This window comes from Herbiconiux dendrobii (genome assembly GCF_052048175.1).
GTDB lineage: Bacteria > Actinomycetota > Actinomycetes > Actinomycetales > Microbacteriaceae > Herbiconiux.
Genome location: NZ_JBLZQV010000002.1, coordinates 717,800 through 731,846 on the forward strand (window position 1 = coordinate 717,800; position 14,047 = coordinate 731,846).

Below are 14,047 nucleotides of genomic sequence, written 5' to 3' on the forward strand. Positions count from 1 at the left end.
GGAGGAAGGCCGGTTCAGAGGAAGGCCGGTTAGAGGAAGGGCAAAAGGGCATCCAACGCCTGCCGAGTGCGCAGGGGCAGCCAGGCGACCAGGCGCTGCACGGCATCCGTGCGGAACGGCGCCGGCAGAGCGGCCGCGATCTGCTCCACCACGTCGGGCAGCGCCAGACAGTAGCTGGCGGCCAGTTCGAGCAGCTCGGTCGACGGCATCCCGCAGCTGCGCGCGATGGCGCTGAGCTCGAATCCACCGGCATCGCCCGCGCGGTAGGAGGCGCCGTAGCGCATCGCCAGGGTGCGATCCGCGGCCCGATTCCGCACGGACTCGGCGTCGAGCCCGTTCTCGCCGAGATACGGGATGATCGATGACGCGTCGTACAGCGGCGTGAGCAATGCGCCAGACGGATCGAGGAACACCGAGTAGTTCTTGGTGTGCGCGTCGGTGCTGAGCACGATCCAGGAGAACGCCAGCATCCGCACGAATCGTGATCCGGATTGCTCGGCGTACGGCCCACCATGCGCCCGCAGGTGCCGGGCGATCTCCTCGGAGGATGGACCTCGGTCACGTTCGTACTTGCGCAGCCGCGGCCGGCCCAGCGATTGGGCGAGGTCCTCCTGGTGCCGTCGGGGGAACTCCGTTCCCGGAGCGCGATCGAAGCGCTCGACGACGAGGGAGTGCTCGCCCTCGAATGACGCCATCTCGACGCGCGCGGCGGGGATGCCGAGTTCCGCCGCGGCGCGCATGATCACGTATTCCACGATCTCGCCGTCGACCAGACCGGTGACCTGCGGCTTGAAGACGTGAGTCGACGGATGGTCTCCCGCCGTCTCGTACCAGCGCCCATCCTGCAGAGCCAGGGAGAACTTCGCCTGTGTGCCGCCGAGTGAGAACTGGCCGTCCGGTGGGCGGGAATCGTCGTGCCAGGCCGTCGCGTCGAGGCGGGCGATCCGGATCCGCTCGGCCACGTCGGCGTCGCTCAGAGGCACCCTGCTCCCCCCGGTTGCGCTGCCACGAGCGCGGAATGACACGGCGCCGGCGACGTCTTGCCCGTAGTGGGTTGCCAGGGCGAACGGGTCGGTCCTCTCCAGGCCGGCCGCGCGGGCCCAGCGCTCACGGACCTCCGGGTTGTCGGGCAGGAGGTTGTCGAGGTAGTTCCACACCGCTTCGCCACGGTGGCGCCGGCTGCTGAGCGGAAGCGAGAGCGAGAGCGGAACGGCGTCCGGCCGAGCGGCCCAGTCCGGCTGGTATTCCAGGAGGTACTCGTCGGCACGCAGCCGGGTGAGCACGGCTGCATGGGTGCCGTAGAGCTCGACCTCGAGCTCGGCGCTCACGACAGCCTGTCGCGGAGGACCTGTTCGAGCAGGGCCCGGCCACGGCCCAGCGCCTCGGACGTGCCGGAATCCTCCCACTCGATCATCGGGACCTCGGCGCGATCGGCGTGGGTCCGAGGATGCGGTGCCTGCGCTTCGAGTGCCAGCTCGAGCTTCAACGCCGTCAGCACGGCCATCACATTCCGGAGGGACACGTCGCTCCGGCCCTGCTCGAAGCGCACCAGCCACTGGCGGGTGACGCCGGCTGCCTCGGCGACCTCGGCCTGCGATCGTCCTTGGTCTTGGCGGCGCTGCCGGGCGAGGCGCCCGACGTCGTCGGCTGTCCTGGCGCGCATCCGGCCTCCTTAGCGACCCGCCGATCGTATCTCGGAAGGGTGTGACGGAGATCGTACTTCATCCGAATGTAACGCAATTGCGACATATTCAAGATGTACGGTTTGTGTTACACCTCGGAGTGCCCGTCGCGGGGGGTGAACTCGTCGGTCACGAGGAGGTCGCGGCGGAAGTGGTCGGTGCGGTAGGCGGCCCGGCCGGCCATATGGGCTGACGCGGGCGCGGTGAGCGACTGGAAGAACACGATCGCGACCGCCAGGGTGATGGTGCCCAGCGAGGGGTTCGTCACCGCCACATCGGCCACGATCGCGATCAGGCCGAGGATCTGCGGCTTCGTGGCCGCGTGCAGTCGCGAGAGCACGTCGGGAAAGCGCAGCAGGCCGATGCCGGCCGCGAAGCACATCAGCGCGGCGAGCAGCACGAGCACGGCCGTCACGACGTCCCGGAGGCCGATGCCCGGCACGCCGTCCAGGTCGAAGGAGAAGAGATCGGCGGGGGTCATGTGTCGTCCCTCGAGGAGATGAAGCGGGCGACACTGACCGAGCCGACGATGCCGAACAGGGCGAGCCCCAGCATCACGGGCAGGTTGTCGGTGTGGCCGTTGATGGCCATCTCGGCGCCGATCGCGATCATCGCGGTGGCGACCAGCACGTCCGAGGCGATGATGCGGTCGAGCGCGGACGGCCCGCGGATGATGCGCCAGATGGCTCCGATGGCGCCGACGGCCATCAGCAGCCCGGCGATGATGACGACGACGATCACGAGGCGCCCCCTTCCGCCTCGGCCTCGCGCAGCCGCGCGAGATCGTCTGCCGAGCCCGCGGCCAGGATCAGCCGCCGCTCGGTGGCCAGCACCTCCCGCTTGAGCGCCGGGACCTCCGACACCGAGTGCACGTTCAGCGCGTGAAGATAGAGCGTCGCCGACTCGCGGTCGATGTCGAGCACGATCGACCCCGGCACCAACGAGACGGCCTCGGCGGTGAACGTCATCACGAGGTCGGAGCGGGTGCGCAGCGGCACCGCGATGATCGCGTTCGACGGCCGGTATCCCGGCGCAACGGCGAGCCAGGCGATCTGCAGCGAGGCCCGCACGATGTCCCAGAGCAGCCGCAGGAAGAACAGCAGCGCCCACCCGGGATTGAGCCGCCCGCTCAGGCGCACGGCGGGCAGGTAGAAGACCGCCGAGACGAGCATCGCCAGCAGCACCCCGGTCACCAGCGACAGCCAGGTGAACTGGCCCCAGAGCAGCATCCAGAGCAGCACCAGGCCGAGGAAGGGCACGAGACCGCTCACGATCCGCGCCTTCACGGGGTGCCCCCGGGCGTGGACGAGGACGACGACCCCGGTACCCCGTCGGGGAACACGGAGTCGACGTAGTTCTCCGGCGTCGCCACGTTGCCGGCCGCCCGCTGCGCCAGATCGAACAGCGGCCCCGCGAACACCGTGAGGCAGAGCGTGAGCGCCACCAGTCCGGTGGTGGCCGCCACCATCAGCTTCGACGACCCGAGGACCGTACCCTTCGCGGCGCGCACGCCGGTCGCGGTGCCGACCACGGCATCCGGGCTCTCCTGCAACGACTTCAGCATCGGCGACTCGTAGCCCTCGACGTCTTTCGCCGGCCGCCAGAACGCCATGTTCCACACCCGCATGAGCGCATACAGCGTGAGCAGCGAGGTGACGGCTCCGGCGCCGATCATCACGTACACCAGCGGTCCGGGTGCCGCGGCCCCGGCCTCGAACAGGCCGATCTTGCCGAGGAAGCCCGAGAACGGCGGGATGCCGCCGAGGTTCAGGGCCCCGATGAAGAACAGGATCGCCACGAACGGCGAGGCCTTCAGCAGCCCGCCGAGCTTCGTGATCGAGGTCGAGTGTCCCACCCGCTCGATCAGCCCCACCACCAAAAACAGCGCCGTCTGCACCATGATGTGGTGCACGATGTAGTAGATCGTCGCGCCGGTGGCGAGCTCGGTGCCGATCGCCACCCCGAAGATCATGTAGCCGATGTGGCTCACCAGCGTGAACGAGAGCAGCCGCTTCACATCCGCTTGGGCGAGGGCGCCCAGGATGCCGATCACCATCGTCAACCCGCCGACGATGAGCAGCGGAATCAGCAGCGGCACATCGAAGAACAGCAGCTTGTCGGTGCGGATGATGGCGTAGACGCCCACCTTCGTGAGCAACCCCGCGAACACGGCCGTGACCGGGGCGGGCGCGGTGGGATACGAGTCCGGCAGCCAGAACGACAGCGGGAACACGGCCGCCTTCACCGCGAACCCGATCAGCAGTGCGGCGCACAGGATGACCTGCACGTCGAGGGGGAGTTCCCGGATGCGGTCGCTGAGCAGCGCCATGGTCACCGTGCCGGTCGCGCCGTAGATCAGCGCGATCGCCCCGAGGAACAGCAGCGACGACACCAGGCTGACGACCACGTAGGTGGTGCCCGCCCGGATGCGCGAGCCGGTGCCGCCGAGCGTCAGCAGCACGTAGCTGGCCGCGAGCAGCATCTCGAAGCCCACGTACATGTTGAACAGGTCACCCGCGATGAAGGCGTCGAAGAGGCCCGCGGCGAGGATCAGGTAGGTCGGATGGAAGATCGAGACCGGGGTGTCGCGGTCGCGGTCGGCGATGCCCTGGCCCACCGCGAAGATGAGCACCCCGAGCAGCATCAGCGCGGAGACCACCACCATGATCGCCGAGAGCCGGTCGACCACCAGCACGATGCCGAACGGCGGCTCCCAGCCTCCGACCTTCACCACGATCGGCTCGCTGGTGCGGTCGACCACGGCCAGCAGCACGGCGGCGAGGGCGGTCACCAGGGTCAGCGCGCTGACCGAGATGGCGATCTGCAGCCGCGGGTAGCGGCCGAGGATGAGCGTGATGGCGGCACCGACCAGTGGCACGATCACGAGCAGGGGAACGAGCGCGTTCGTCATCGCATCACGTCCCTCTCCTGCTCGCTGGGTTCTTCGGTGGTGGGCGGCCGATCCGGATCGTCGTCGTCATCGTCGTCCGACTCCGCGCCCTCCTCGAGCACGTGCCGCACCGCGAGGTCGTCGTCGTCGAGCGAGGCATGGAAGATCTCGGCCTCGTCCTGCTCGAGCGCATCCTGGTCGTCCTCGTCGGCCAGCACGTCGTCGCCCTCGTCGCCGAGGTTCGACAGCCACCAGGAGCGGTAGATCAACGCCAGGATGAAGGCCGTGATGCCGAAGTTGATCACGATCGCGGTGAGCATCAGCACCTGGGGCAGCGGATCGACCATGTCCTCCGCGGCCACGCCGTCGGCACCCACCAGCGGCGAGCTGCCGGAGCGCCCCGACATCATGAAGATCAGCAGGTTGGTGGCGTTGCCCACCAGCAGGAAGCCGATCAGGATGCGCGTGAGGCTCTTCTCGAGCATCACGTACACGCCGGTGCCGTACATCACGGCCATCAGCACGACGAGGGTGAGGGAGGCGCTCATGCGGTGCCTCCGATCGGGTCGGGCTCCGTGTCGGAGGGGGTGCGGGAAGCGGTCGGCGTGCGGGCCTCGGCGGCGCGGGCACCGCGGGTGCCGCGTTCGGCGCCGTTGGTGTCGCGGCCGGCGACCCGGCCCCGGGTGTCGGCCTCGTCGGCGGTGACCGAGTGGTCGTCGGGCGAGGCGTCCACGTCGTCCTCGGCCTGCTGCCGGTCGACCTCGCCGCCGAGCGCGCGCAGGATGTCGAGCACCACGCCGATCACCACGAGGTACACGCCGATGTCGAAGACGGTGGAGGTGCCGAAGGAGATGTACCCGAGCAGGGGCACCTCGGCGGAGAAGTACGCGCTGGTCAGCACATCCGCTCCCAGGAAGAGCGAGCCCACTGCGGTGCCGGTGGCCAGCAGCATGCCGGCGCCGAGCAGCACGCCGGGCCCGATCGGCAGCGTCTCGCCGAGTTCGTAGCGGCCGCCGGCCAGGTAGCGCGCGATCAGGGCGAGCCCCGCCAGGATGCCGGCCGCGAAGCCACCGCCCGGCAGGTTGTGCCCCGCGAAGAGCAGGAAGATCGACACCACGATCGCGGGGTGGAAGATCAACCGCACCAACACCTCGAGCACGAGGGAGCGGTTCTCGGGCGCCAGCGTGCGGCCGCCCAGCAGCCACGAGTGCTGCCGGTCATCCGGAGCCTCGTCGGTGGTGTGCGGATCGTCGACCAGCTCCGCGCGCTGCGAGCCCTGGCGGCGCCCGCGCGATTCGCGCAGGCGCGGGATGGTGAAGTTGCGCCCCGTGATGAAGATCAGGCTCGCGACGCCGGTGGCCACCACGATCAGCACGCTGAGCTCGTTCATGGTGTCCCAGGCGCGGATGTCGACCAGCATCACGTTCACGATGTTCTGGCCGTGGCCCTCCTCCACCGAGAGCCGGGCGAGCTCGTCGCCGAGGCTGCCGGCCTGCCGGGCGCCGAGGGCGATGAAGCCCACGAGCCCCATGGTCACGCCCACGGCCGTGCCGATCAGGATGCGCCGGCCGCGGCGCACCGGCCTGTTGTGCTGCGCGATCTTGGGCGGCAGCCGGCGCAGCACCAGCACGAACACCACGATCGTGACGGTCTCGACCAGCGCCTGGGTGAGGGCGAGGTCGGGCGCGCCGTGGAAGGCGAACAGCACGACCATCCCGAAGCCGGTGACGCCCACCAGCAGCACGGCGGCGAGCCGGTGCGTGGCGCGCGCGGCCATGATGGCGGCCACGGCCATGGCGGCGGCCACGAACGGCTGCACGGGGTAGTCGAAGAGCACGATCTCGCTCGGCCAGCTGCGGTTGAAGGCGGTGGCCAGGCCCAGGCAGATCACGAACACGATCAGGATCGTGCCGAGGTACTGCGGCAGCCCGCCCTTCTGGGCGAACAGCGTCACGCGGGCGGCCGCGTGGTCGACGGCGTGCACGATCGACCAGTAGCTGCGGGCGGAGTCGACCAGCGGCGGCACCTTCTTCTGCAGGCGGGCGAAGGGCTTGCGCAGGGCGAACAGGGCGAGGCCGCCGGCGATGACCAGGGCCGAGATGCCGAGGGCGGGCTCCAGGCCGTGCCAGAGCGCGAGGTGGTAGGTGCCGTGGCCGCCCTCGGCACCGGATGTCCCCGCCACGAAGGCGAAGTCGTGCGGGACGGTGTCGGCGTAGGTCTCCAGCGCCGGGCTGAGCTGCGAGGCGAGCAGGCCGCCGGCGATGGTGGCCAGCGTCAGCACGATCGGGGCGACCAGGATGCCGCGGGACGGCGCGTGCGCGTGGCCGTCGGCTTCGGCGGCGGCGCGGCGGGCGGCATCCGCGGCGCGCGCCTCGCCCTTCTTGGTGAGGAACGCGCCCCAGAAGAAGCGGGCGCTGTAGGCGACGGTGAGCAGCGATCCGAGGGCCACGCCGATCAGGGCGACCCAGCCCCAGAGCTGCAGCTCGGCCCCGTCTGCGCCGGTGCCGGCCGAGAGGAAGGCGCTCAGCACCGCCTCCTTCGACACGAAGCCGAGCAGCGGCGGGATGCCGGCCATGCTCGCCACGGCGACCAGGGCGACCGCCGCGAGCACGGGCCGGCGGCGGCCGAGGCCGGAGATCTCGCGCAGATCGCGGGTGCCCTCGTCGTGGTCGACGATGCCGACGACCAGGAAGAGTGTGGCCTTGAACAGGGCGTGCGCGAGCAGCAGGGCCGCTCCCGCGAGGGCCGCATCCCTCGTTCCGAAGCCCACGACGACGGTGAGGAAGCCGAGCTGGCTGACCGTGCCGTAGGCCAGCAGCAGCTTGAGGTCGTTCTGGCGGAGCGAGCGCCAGGCGCCGACGAGCATGGTCCAGACGCCGAGCGTGACGAGCACCGGGGTCCAGCCCGGGGTGTCGGCGAAGCCCGGTGCGAGGCGGGCGATGAGGTAGATGCCCGCCTTCACCATGGCGGCGGCGTGCAGGTAGGCGCTCACCGGGGTGGGGGCGGCCATCGCGGCCGGCAGCCAGAAGTGGAAGGGCACGAGCGCCGATTTCGACAGCGCGCCGACCAGGATGAGCATGACCGCCGTGGTGACCAGGCCGCTGCCCGGGGGCGGGTCGGACACCAGCTGGGCGATGCTCGTGGTGCCGGCATCCGCTGTGAGCAGGATGATGCCGACGAGCATCGCCAGCCCGCCGAAGGTGGTCACGAGCAGCGCCTGCAGGGCGGCGCCGCGGCTCTCCTTGCGCTCGGTGTAGTGGCCGATGAGGAGGTAGGAGAGCACGCTCGTGATCTCCCAGAACATGAACATGATGTAGATGTCGTCGACGGTGACGAGGCCGTACATCGTGCCGGCGAAGGCGAGCAGCAGGGCGGCGAAGCGGCCGAGCTGGGGTTCGCTCGGGCTGAAGTAGCGAGCGCAGTAGATCAGCACGAGGGCGCCGACGCCGGTGACGACGAGGGCGAGCAGCCAGCTGAGCGTGTCGACCCGGAACGAGAAGGCGATGCCGAGCTGCGGGATCCAGGGCACGTACTCGGTGACCGTCTCGCCGGCCAGCACGGCGCTCGTCTGCGTGAGCGTGTAGGCGAAGGCGGCCGCCGGAAGGGCCGCGATGACGTAGAAGACCCTCGTGGAGAGCACCCGCGTGAGAGCGGGCGTGAGCGCTGCAAGCCCTGCGAACAGCAGCAGGACCAGGATCACGCGGACTCCTCATGTCGGGGAGAGGGCAGGAATTCCATTCTACCCGGCGCAGGCGGTGCTCGGTCCGGGGCCTCCTCGGGGTCGCTGAGGGCCGATTCGGTTAGCGGATGCAGAAATAACGCAGAGTGAGGCCTTATAGGGCGTCACTCCTCGAAATTTCTGCATCCGCTAACCGAATGACCTCATTCGGCGAGGAGGCCGGCCTCGCGGAGCGCGGCCCACAGGGCCTCGGGCACGGGGGTGTCGAAGAGGGCGGCGTTGCGCGCCATCTGCGCCGCGTCGCGCGCGCCGACGCAGACGGTCGGGACCGCCGGATGCCGCAGCGGGTACTGCAGGGCGGCCGCCGGCAGGGTGACGCCGAACGACTCGCACACGTCGGCGATGCGGTTGGCGCGCCCGAGCAGCGCGGCCGGCGCGGGCGCGTAGTTGTAGGTCGCGGTGGCCGCGGGGCGCGCGCGGGCCAGCAGCCCCGAGTTGAACACCGCGGCCGCCACCACCGAGACCCCGCGGCGCTCGGCCTCGGGCAGCAGGTCGGCGAGCGCACCCTGCTCGAGCAGCGAGTACCGCCCGGCGCACATCACGATGTCCAGGTCGGTCTCCCGCACGAAGCGCGCCAGCATCTCCGACTGGTTCATGCCGGCGCCGTACGAGGTGATGACGCCTTGCGACCGCAGTTCCTCCAGCGCCGGGAACGCGCCCTCCAGCGCCTCCTCGGCGAAATCGTCCGGGTCGTGCACGAACACCACGTCGATGCGGTCGAGGCCGAGGCGGGTGAGACTGTCCTCGATCGAGCGCAGCACCCCGTCGCGGCTGTAGTCGAGACGGCGCACGAGCGGCGAGAGCACGTCGAAGCCCTCGTCGTCCTGCCGCGGCCCGCCGGGGTTCACCTCGAGCACGCGCCCCACCTTGGTGGAGAGCACGAACTCGTCGCGCGGCTTCCCGGCGAGCACCCGGCCGAGGCGCTCTTCGGCAAGGCCCACCCCGTAGTGCGGGGCGGTGTCGTAGTAGCGCACGCCCGCCTCCCACGCGGTCTCGACGGCCGCCTGGGCATCCTCGTCGCTGACGGTGCGGCCGAGGTTCGCGATGGGCGCCGCGCCGAAGCCGAGCGGCCCGACGGTGAGGCCCCCGCGCCCGAACGGCCGGCGGGCGGCGAGGGGTGCCGCGGTCGAGGCGGCACCGGATGCGGCGGCAGCAGTCTGATCGGTCACGAGGTCTCCTCCAGGGCGTAGATACGGCGGGCGTTCCCGGCGAACACGGCGGTGCGTTCGGCGTCGGACAGCGACGAAGCACTCCGCCAGGCGAGGTCGACGACCTCTTCGTAGCGGGCGGCCAGCAGGCTCACCGGCCAGTCCGAGCCGAACAGGGTGCGCTCGGCGCCGAAAGCGTCGAGCACCTCCCGGCCGTAGCGCTCGAGGCCCTGGTCGCGCCAACCGGTCCAGGACGCCTCGGTCACCAGCCCCGAGAGCTTGCAGTTCACGTTCGGCAGCGCGGCCAGCCGGCCGAACCACTCCCGCCAGTCGTCCCACTCGCCCGAGGCGATGGCGGGCTTGCCGGCGTGGTCGAGCACGAGGGTGAGCTCGGGCAGCTGCTCCGCCAGGGCGAGGGCGGCCGCGCTCTCGCGGCGCCGGATGAGCAGGTCGAAGGCGAGTCCGGCATCCTGAACCGCCTTCAGGCCCCGGATGACCTCCGGCCGCCGCAGCCAGTCCGCATCCTCTTCGTCGTGCACCTGGTGCCGGATGCCGGCCAGGTGCCCCGGGTGCTCGCGCAGCTCGGCGAGGCGGTCGGCGACATCCGGAGCGGCCAGGTCGACCCACACCACGGCGCCGAGCACGACGTCTTCGCGCGCGGTGATCTCGGGCAGCTCGAACGACTCGTCCAGATCGTGCAGCGCCTGCACCACCACGGAGCCGGCGACGGGAGTGCCGGCGATGGCCTCCCGGAGGTCGGCGGGCCCGATCGGCCGGTCGATCGCCGCGACCGACTCGTCCATCCACGGATACGCGCGCACCCGGGGATCCCAGAAGTGCTGGTGCGCGTCGATCATCCAGGGAGCGGCGGGTGCCGGCGATGCCGCCCCCGCCGTCATCGCGCCGGACATCAGCCGCGCGGCCGGGGCCGCAGCGAGTACATGCCGCCGTCGACGGCCAGCACCACGCCGTTGGTGCTGCCCGAGCTCGGCGAGGCCAGGTACGCCACCGCCTCGGCCACCTCGGAGGGCTGCACCAGCCGCCCCGAGGGCTGGCGGCCTTCCAGTGCGGCACGCTCGGCATCCGGATCCGTGGCCGAGTCGAGCAGCCGCCCCACCCACGGGGTGTCGGCGGTGCCGGGGGCGACCGCGTTCACGCGCACGCCGAACTCCAGGCTGTCGGCCGCGATGGCCAGCGTCATCGACTGGATCGCGCCCTTCGAGGCCGAGTACAGCACGCGCTGGGGGATTCCGGCCCAGGCGGCGATCGAGGTGGTGAACACCACAGCGCCGTGCGGCGACTCGCGCAGGTGCGGCATCGCGTGCCGCACGGTGCGGGCCGATCCCACCACGTTGATGTTCAGAACCCGCAGCCACTCCTCGTCGTCGTTGGCCAGGATGTCGCCCTGGGCGCCGATGCCGGCGTTGGCCACCACGATGTCCAGGCGCCCCGCCGACTCGACCACCGAGGCGATGGCGGCGGCCACACTCGCGTCGTCTCCCACGTCGCAGTGCACGCCGTGCAGGGGAGCTTCGACCGCGGCCTCGTTCAGGTCGAGCGCGTACACCTCGGCCCCGCGCGACTGCAGCTCGAGCGCGATGGCCGCACCGAGCCCGGAGGCGCCACCGGTGACGGCCGCGACGAGGCCTTTGTAGGCATCCTGAACGCTCATGCGCGCACCTCCGATGCGGCAGCGGCCGCGGGCACCGAGGCGCGCACGACCTCTTGCCGCTGCCGCCCGAGTCCGTCGATCTCGATCTCCATCACGTCACCCGGCACGAGGTACGGGAAGCGTCCCGACAGCGCCACGCCCTCGGGGGTGCCGGTGTTGATCAGGTCGCCGGGCTCCAGCACCATGTACTGGCTGAGCTGGCGGATGACCTCGCCCACGCTGAAGATGAGGTCGCTCGTGGTCGAGTCCTGGCGCGGTTCGCCGTTCACGAACGAGCGCAGTCCGAGCCCCGATCCGTCGCCGATCTCCGAGGCCGGAACCAGCCACGGGCCGAGCGGGTTGAACGTCTCGGCGCACTTGCCCTTGCTCCACTGCCCGCCGGAGACCTCCAGCTGGTAGGCCCGCTCGGAGACGTCGTTCGACACGGTGAACCCCGCGATGTGCTCCAGCGCCTCCTCGGCGGAGGCCAGGTAGCGTGCCCGGCGGCCGATCACCACGGCGAGCTCGACCTCCCAGTCGGCCTTCTCCGAGTCCGGCGGCAGCAGCACCTCGTCGAACGGGCCCACGACGGTGTTGGGGTGCTTGAAGAAGATCACCGGATGCGCGGGCGGTTCCGATCCGGATTCCCGGGCGTGCGCGGCGTAGTTCATGCCGATGCACACCACGGCCTGGGGGCGCGCGATGGGTGCGCCGATCCGCAGCCCCGATCCGTCGGCCTTGTCGTCGATCACCGGCAGGGTTCCGGATGCGACGGCCGCAGCCGCCTCGTCGATGCCGCCGCGCTCGAAGAACGCCCCGTCGAAGTCGGCCGTGACACCGGACAGGTCGTACACGGTGCCGTCGTCGGCGAGGGCGGCGGGGCGTTCCTCGCCGATCGGTCCCAGGCGCAGAAGTTTCATCATCGAATCCTTTCGGGGGAGCTGTCCGCGTCGGTGCGGAGGTCGTGCAGAGGTCGTGCGGAGCTGCTCCGGTGAGAGCTGCTCGGGTCAGTGCTGTCCGGGTCGGCGCTGTCGGGTCGGTGCCGTCCGGTCAGGCGATCCCGGCCAGCACGCGGTCGCGGGACTGGATCAGGTGCGATCGCATGGCGTCCTCGGCCGCCGCACCGTCGCCCGCGATGATCGCCTCGACCACGGCCGAGTGCTCGGTGATCGTGTGCACGCCCGAGGGCCTCCCGTAGGTGAGGCGGAAGATGTGCAGGTGGCAGTGGGTGCGGATGAACGCCTGGCGCACGGTCTCGTTGCCGGCGCCGGAGAGGATCAGCTCGTGCAGCCGCACGTCGTGCGCGGTGAGCGGCAGGTAGTCCTCGTAGCGGTGCTCTTCGGGGATCTCGCCGACCGTGTGCATCTCGGCGCTCAGCGCCTCGGCCTGCTCGTCGGTGATCCGCTCGGCGGCGCGGCGGGCCGAGGGGCCTTCCAGCAGCAGTCGCAGGTCGTAGAGCTCGACGAGCCCGTGCGGCTCGAGCAGATCCGTCGTGCGGTAGCCCTTCAGCGGCAGCTTGACGGTGAGCCCTTCGGACTCCAGCCGGGCGAGCGATTCGCGCACCGGCGTGGGCGAGACCTCGAGCCGGCGAGCCAGATCTTCGATGTTGAGGCGGGCACCGGGCTCGATCGAGCTGTCCATGATGAGCGCTTTGAGCTGCTCGTAGACGTCGTCGCCCAGGATCTGACGGCGGGGCGTCTTGAGGATCAGTGCCATTCCAACATCCTATAGGAATCGAGTTCCAGGCGGAAGAGCGCATGCCGGAAAGCGGACTTGACACGGGCCTCGAGCTCGCGCACTCTAGAGCGTAGATTCTATAGGATCTTGAATATTCGCATTCTGAGAGGCTCAATGATGAGACGAAATGTTGTCGTACGAACTGCGGCCGTCGCCGCCACGGCCCTGCTGGCGATCGGGATGTCGGCCTGTACCGCTCCCACCGGCGGAGGCGATTCCGGCGACGGAACGACCGCCGATCTCGCCAGCGTGAACGTGGCCCTCGTGCCCGGCGGTCCGCACCCCTACTTCCAGCCCTGGATCACCGGCGGCGACGAGGCGAAGGCCGATTTCGGCCTCGGCAACGTCGAGTTCAACGAGACCAGCGGATGGGACCAGTCCAAGCAGAACGACGTCATCAACTCCCTGGTGGCCAACGGCACCAACGCGATCGGCATCTTCGGTGTCTCGCCCACCGACATCAACACCACCTTCGCCACCCTGAAGTCCAGCGGCATCGCCACCGCCTCCCTCGCCTCCTGCCCGGCCGGCGACACCAACGAGGCCGACTTCTGCCTCTCCACCGACACCGGCGTCGCGGCCTACACCGCCGCCAAGGCCACCATCGAGGCGATGGGCGGCAAGGGCGTGCTCGTGCACCTCACCGGCAACAACGTCGACTCCAACACGCAGCGCCGCATCGAGGGCGTGAAGAAGGCCGTGGCCGAGACCAACGGCGCCGTCACCGAGCTGCCCGACGTCACCGACATCGACAAAGACCTCACCACCGCTCAGAAGGCCGTCGCCGACCTGCTGGCCGCCCAGGGCAGCCAGATCAACGGCATCGTCTCCACCGCCTACAACCCGGCGGTCGCTGCAGCGGAGGCCGTCTCGGCATCCGGCCTGCCGATCAAGCTGGTCGCGATCGACGACGACCCCACCATCCTGCAGGACATCACCGACGGCGCCGTCTACGCCACCGTCACCCAGAACCCGGTGGGCCAGGCCTACGTGGGCAGCTACGCGCTCGGCGAGCTCGCCGCGGGCAACTGCACGATGAAGGAGCCCGGCGTGATCGTGGACTCCGGCTCGTTCCTGGTGACCAAGGACAACGTCACCACCTACGACACCGAGCGCCAGGCCAAGACGAAGGAGCTGCAGAAGCAGTTCGCCGACGAGCTGATGACCTGCAAGTAGCAGGCATCGCTCGCCCTCCGATCT

The 14,047-nt window shown here is 70.2% G+C and carries 14 protein-coding genes; 1 reads left to right on the top strand and 13 read right to left on the bottom strand.

The genetic code is table 11. The annotated features are described in order from the left end of the window. Positions 1-29: 29 nt before the first annotated feature. The 13 genes from ACN4JJ_RS08285 to ACN4JJ_RS08345 form a co-directional block, all read right to left on the bottom strand. Positions 30-1,328: a HipA domain-containing protein gene (locus ACN4JJ_RS08285; protein WP_440709434.1), complete on the bottom strand. Its 1,299-nt coding sequence runs from the start codon at positions 1,326-1,328 to the stop codon at positions 30-32. Continuing rightward, positions 1,325-1,663: a helix-turn-helix domain-containing protein gene (locus ACN4JJ_RS08290; protein ID WP_440709435.1), complete on the bottom strand. Its 339-nt coding sequence runs from the start codon at positions 1,661-1,663 to the stop codon at positions 1,325-1,327. Before ACN4JJ_RS08290 ends, ACN4JJ_RS08285 begins: the two co-directional genes overlap by 4 nt. A 107-nt stretch (positions 1,664-1,770) precedes the next feature. Further along, positions 1,771-2,163 carry a monovalent cation/H(+) antiporter subunit G gene (gene mnhG / locus ACN4JJ_RS08295; RefSeq protein WP_440709436.1) on the bottom strand — a complete coding sequence of 131 codons (393 nt, stop codon included), beginning with the start codon at positions 2,161-2,163 and terminating at the stop codon, positions 1,771-1,773. Further along, positions 2,160-2,423: an MrpF/PhaF family protein gene (locus ACN4JJ_RS08300; protein ID WP_291048425.1), complete on the bottom strand. Its 264-nt coding sequence runs from the start codon at positions 2,421-2,423 to the stop codon at positions 2,160-2,162. Before ACN4JJ_RS08300 ends, mnhG begins: the two co-directional genes overlap by 4 nt. Further along, entirely contained in the window at positions 2,420-2,953 is a 534-nt protein-coding gene (locus tag ACN4JJ_RS08305) for a Na+/H+ antiporter subunit E (RefSeq protein ID WP_440709437.1), read from the bottom strand. Before ACN4JJ_RS08305 ends, ACN4JJ_RS08300 begins: the two co-directional genes overlap by 4 nt. An 11-nt stretch (positions 2,954-2,964) precedes the next feature. Continuing rightward, the gene (locus tag ACN4JJ_RS08310; protein ID WP_440709438.1) at positions 2,965-4,593 is read right to left on the bottom strand and encodes a Na+/H+ antiporter subunit D; all 1,629 of its coding nucleotides are present in this window, start codon (positions 4,591-4,593) and stop codon (positions 2,965-2,967) included. Next, positions 4,590-5,120: an NADH-quinone oxidoreductase subunit K gene (locus ACN4JJ_RS08315; protein WP_291048420.1), complete on the bottom strand. Its 531-nt coding sequence runs from the start codon at positions 5,118-5,120 to the stop codon at positions 4,590-4,592. The genes ACN4JJ_RS08310 and ACN4JJ_RS08315 overlap by 4 nt, the downstream gene beginning before the upstream one ends. Continuing rightward, positions 5,117-8,272, bottom strand: coding sequence for a Na+/H+ antiporter subunit A (locus tag ACN4JJ_RS08320; protein WP_440709439.1), 3,156 nt, complete (start codon positions 8,270-8,272; stop codon positions 5,117-5,119). The genes ACN4JJ_RS08315 and ACN4JJ_RS08320 overlap by 4 nt, the downstream gene beginning before the upstream one ends. Before the next feature lie 182 nt (positions 8,273-8,454). Continuing rightward, positions 8,455-9,480 (bottom strand): aldo/keto reductase, encoded by a 1,026-nt coding sequence (locus ACN4JJ_RS08325; protein ID WP_440709440.1) that lies wholly within the window; start codon positions 9,478-9,480, stop codon positions 8,455-8,457. Further along, positions 9,477-10,316, bottom strand: coding sequence for an amidohydrolase family protein (locus ACN4JJ_RS08330; RefSeq protein WP_440709441.1), 840 nt, complete (start codon positions 10,314-10,316; stop codon positions 9,477-9,479). Before ACN4JJ_RS08330 ends, ACN4JJ_RS08325 begins: the two co-directional genes overlap by 4 nt. 53 nt (positions 10,317-10,369) lie before the next feature. Beyond that, positions 10,370-11,131: an SDR family NAD(P)-dependent oxidoreductase gene (locus tag ACN4JJ_RS08335; protein ID WP_440709442.1), complete on the bottom strand. Its 762-nt coding sequence runs from the start codon at positions 11,129-11,131 to the stop codon at positions 10,370-10,372. Next, positions 11,128-12,030 (bottom strand): fumarylacetoacetate hydrolase family protein, encoded by a 903-nt coding sequence (locus ACN4JJ_RS08340; RefSeq protein ID WP_440709443.1) that lies wholly within the window; start codon positions 12,028-12,030, stop codon positions 11,128-11,130. The genes ACN4JJ_RS08335 and ACN4JJ_RS08340 overlap by 4 nt, the downstream gene beginning before the upstream one ends. A 130-nt stretch (positions 12,031-12,160) precedes the next feature. Then, on the bottom strand, positions 12,161-12,826 hold the full coding sequence (locus ACN4JJ_RS08345) for a GntR family transcriptional regulator (RefSeq protein WP_440709444.1): 666 nt from the start codon (positions 12,824-12,826) through the stop codon (positions 12,161-12,163). A 138-nt stretch (positions 12,827-12,964) separates the two neighbouring features. Between ACN4JJ_RS08345 and ACN4JJ_RS08350 the strand changes: the two genes are divergently transcribed. After that, positions 12,965-14,023 (top strand): sugar ABC transporter substrate-binding protein, encoded by a 1,059-nt coding sequence (locus ACN4JJ_RS08350; RefSeq protein WP_440709445.1) that lies wholly within the window; start codon positions 12,965-12,967, stop codon positions 14,021-14,023. Positions 14,024-14,047: the final 24 nt, after the last annotated feature.

Bases quoted from the DNA above. Each gene is read 5' to 3' on its own strand.
- ACN4JJ_RS08330 (WP_440709441.1), bottom strand. From the start codon at position 10,316: ATGATCGACGCGCACCAGCACTTCTGGGATCCCCGGGTGCGCGCGTAT.
- ACN4JJ_RS08340 (WP_440709443.1), bottom strand. From the start codon at position 12,030: ATGAAACTTCTGCGCCTGGGACCGATCGGCGAGGAACGCCCCGCCGCC.
- ACN4JJ_RS08345 (WP_440709444.1), bottom strand. From the start codon at position 12,826: ATGGCACTGATCCTCAAGACGCCCCGCCGTCAGATCCTGGGCGACGAC.
- ACN4JJ_RS08350 (WP_440709445.1), top strand. From the start codon at position 12,965: ATGAGACGAAATGTTGTCGTACGAACTGCGGCCGTCGCCGCCACGGCC.
- mnhG (WP_440709436.1), bottom strand. From the start codon at position 2,163: ATGACCCCCGCCGATCTCTTCTCCTTCGACCTGGACGGCGTGCCGGGC.
- ACN4JJ_RS08310 (WP_440709438.1), bottom strand. From the start codon at position 4,593: ATGACGAACGCGCTCGTTCCCCTGCTCGTGATCGTGCCACTGGTCGGT.
- ACN4JJ_RS08290 (WP_440709435.1), bottom strand. From the start codon at position 1,663: ATGCGCGCCAGGACAGCCGACGACGTCGGGCGCCTCGCCCGGCAGCGC.
- ACN4JJ_RS08315 (WP_291048420.1), bottom strand. From the start codon at position 5,120: ATGAGCGCCTCCCTCACCCTCGTCGTGCTGATGGCCGTGATGTACGGC.
- ACN4JJ_RS08335 (WP_440709442.1), bottom strand. From the start codon at position 11,131: ATGAGCGTTCAGGATGCCTACAAAGGCCTCGTCGCGGCCGTCACCGGT.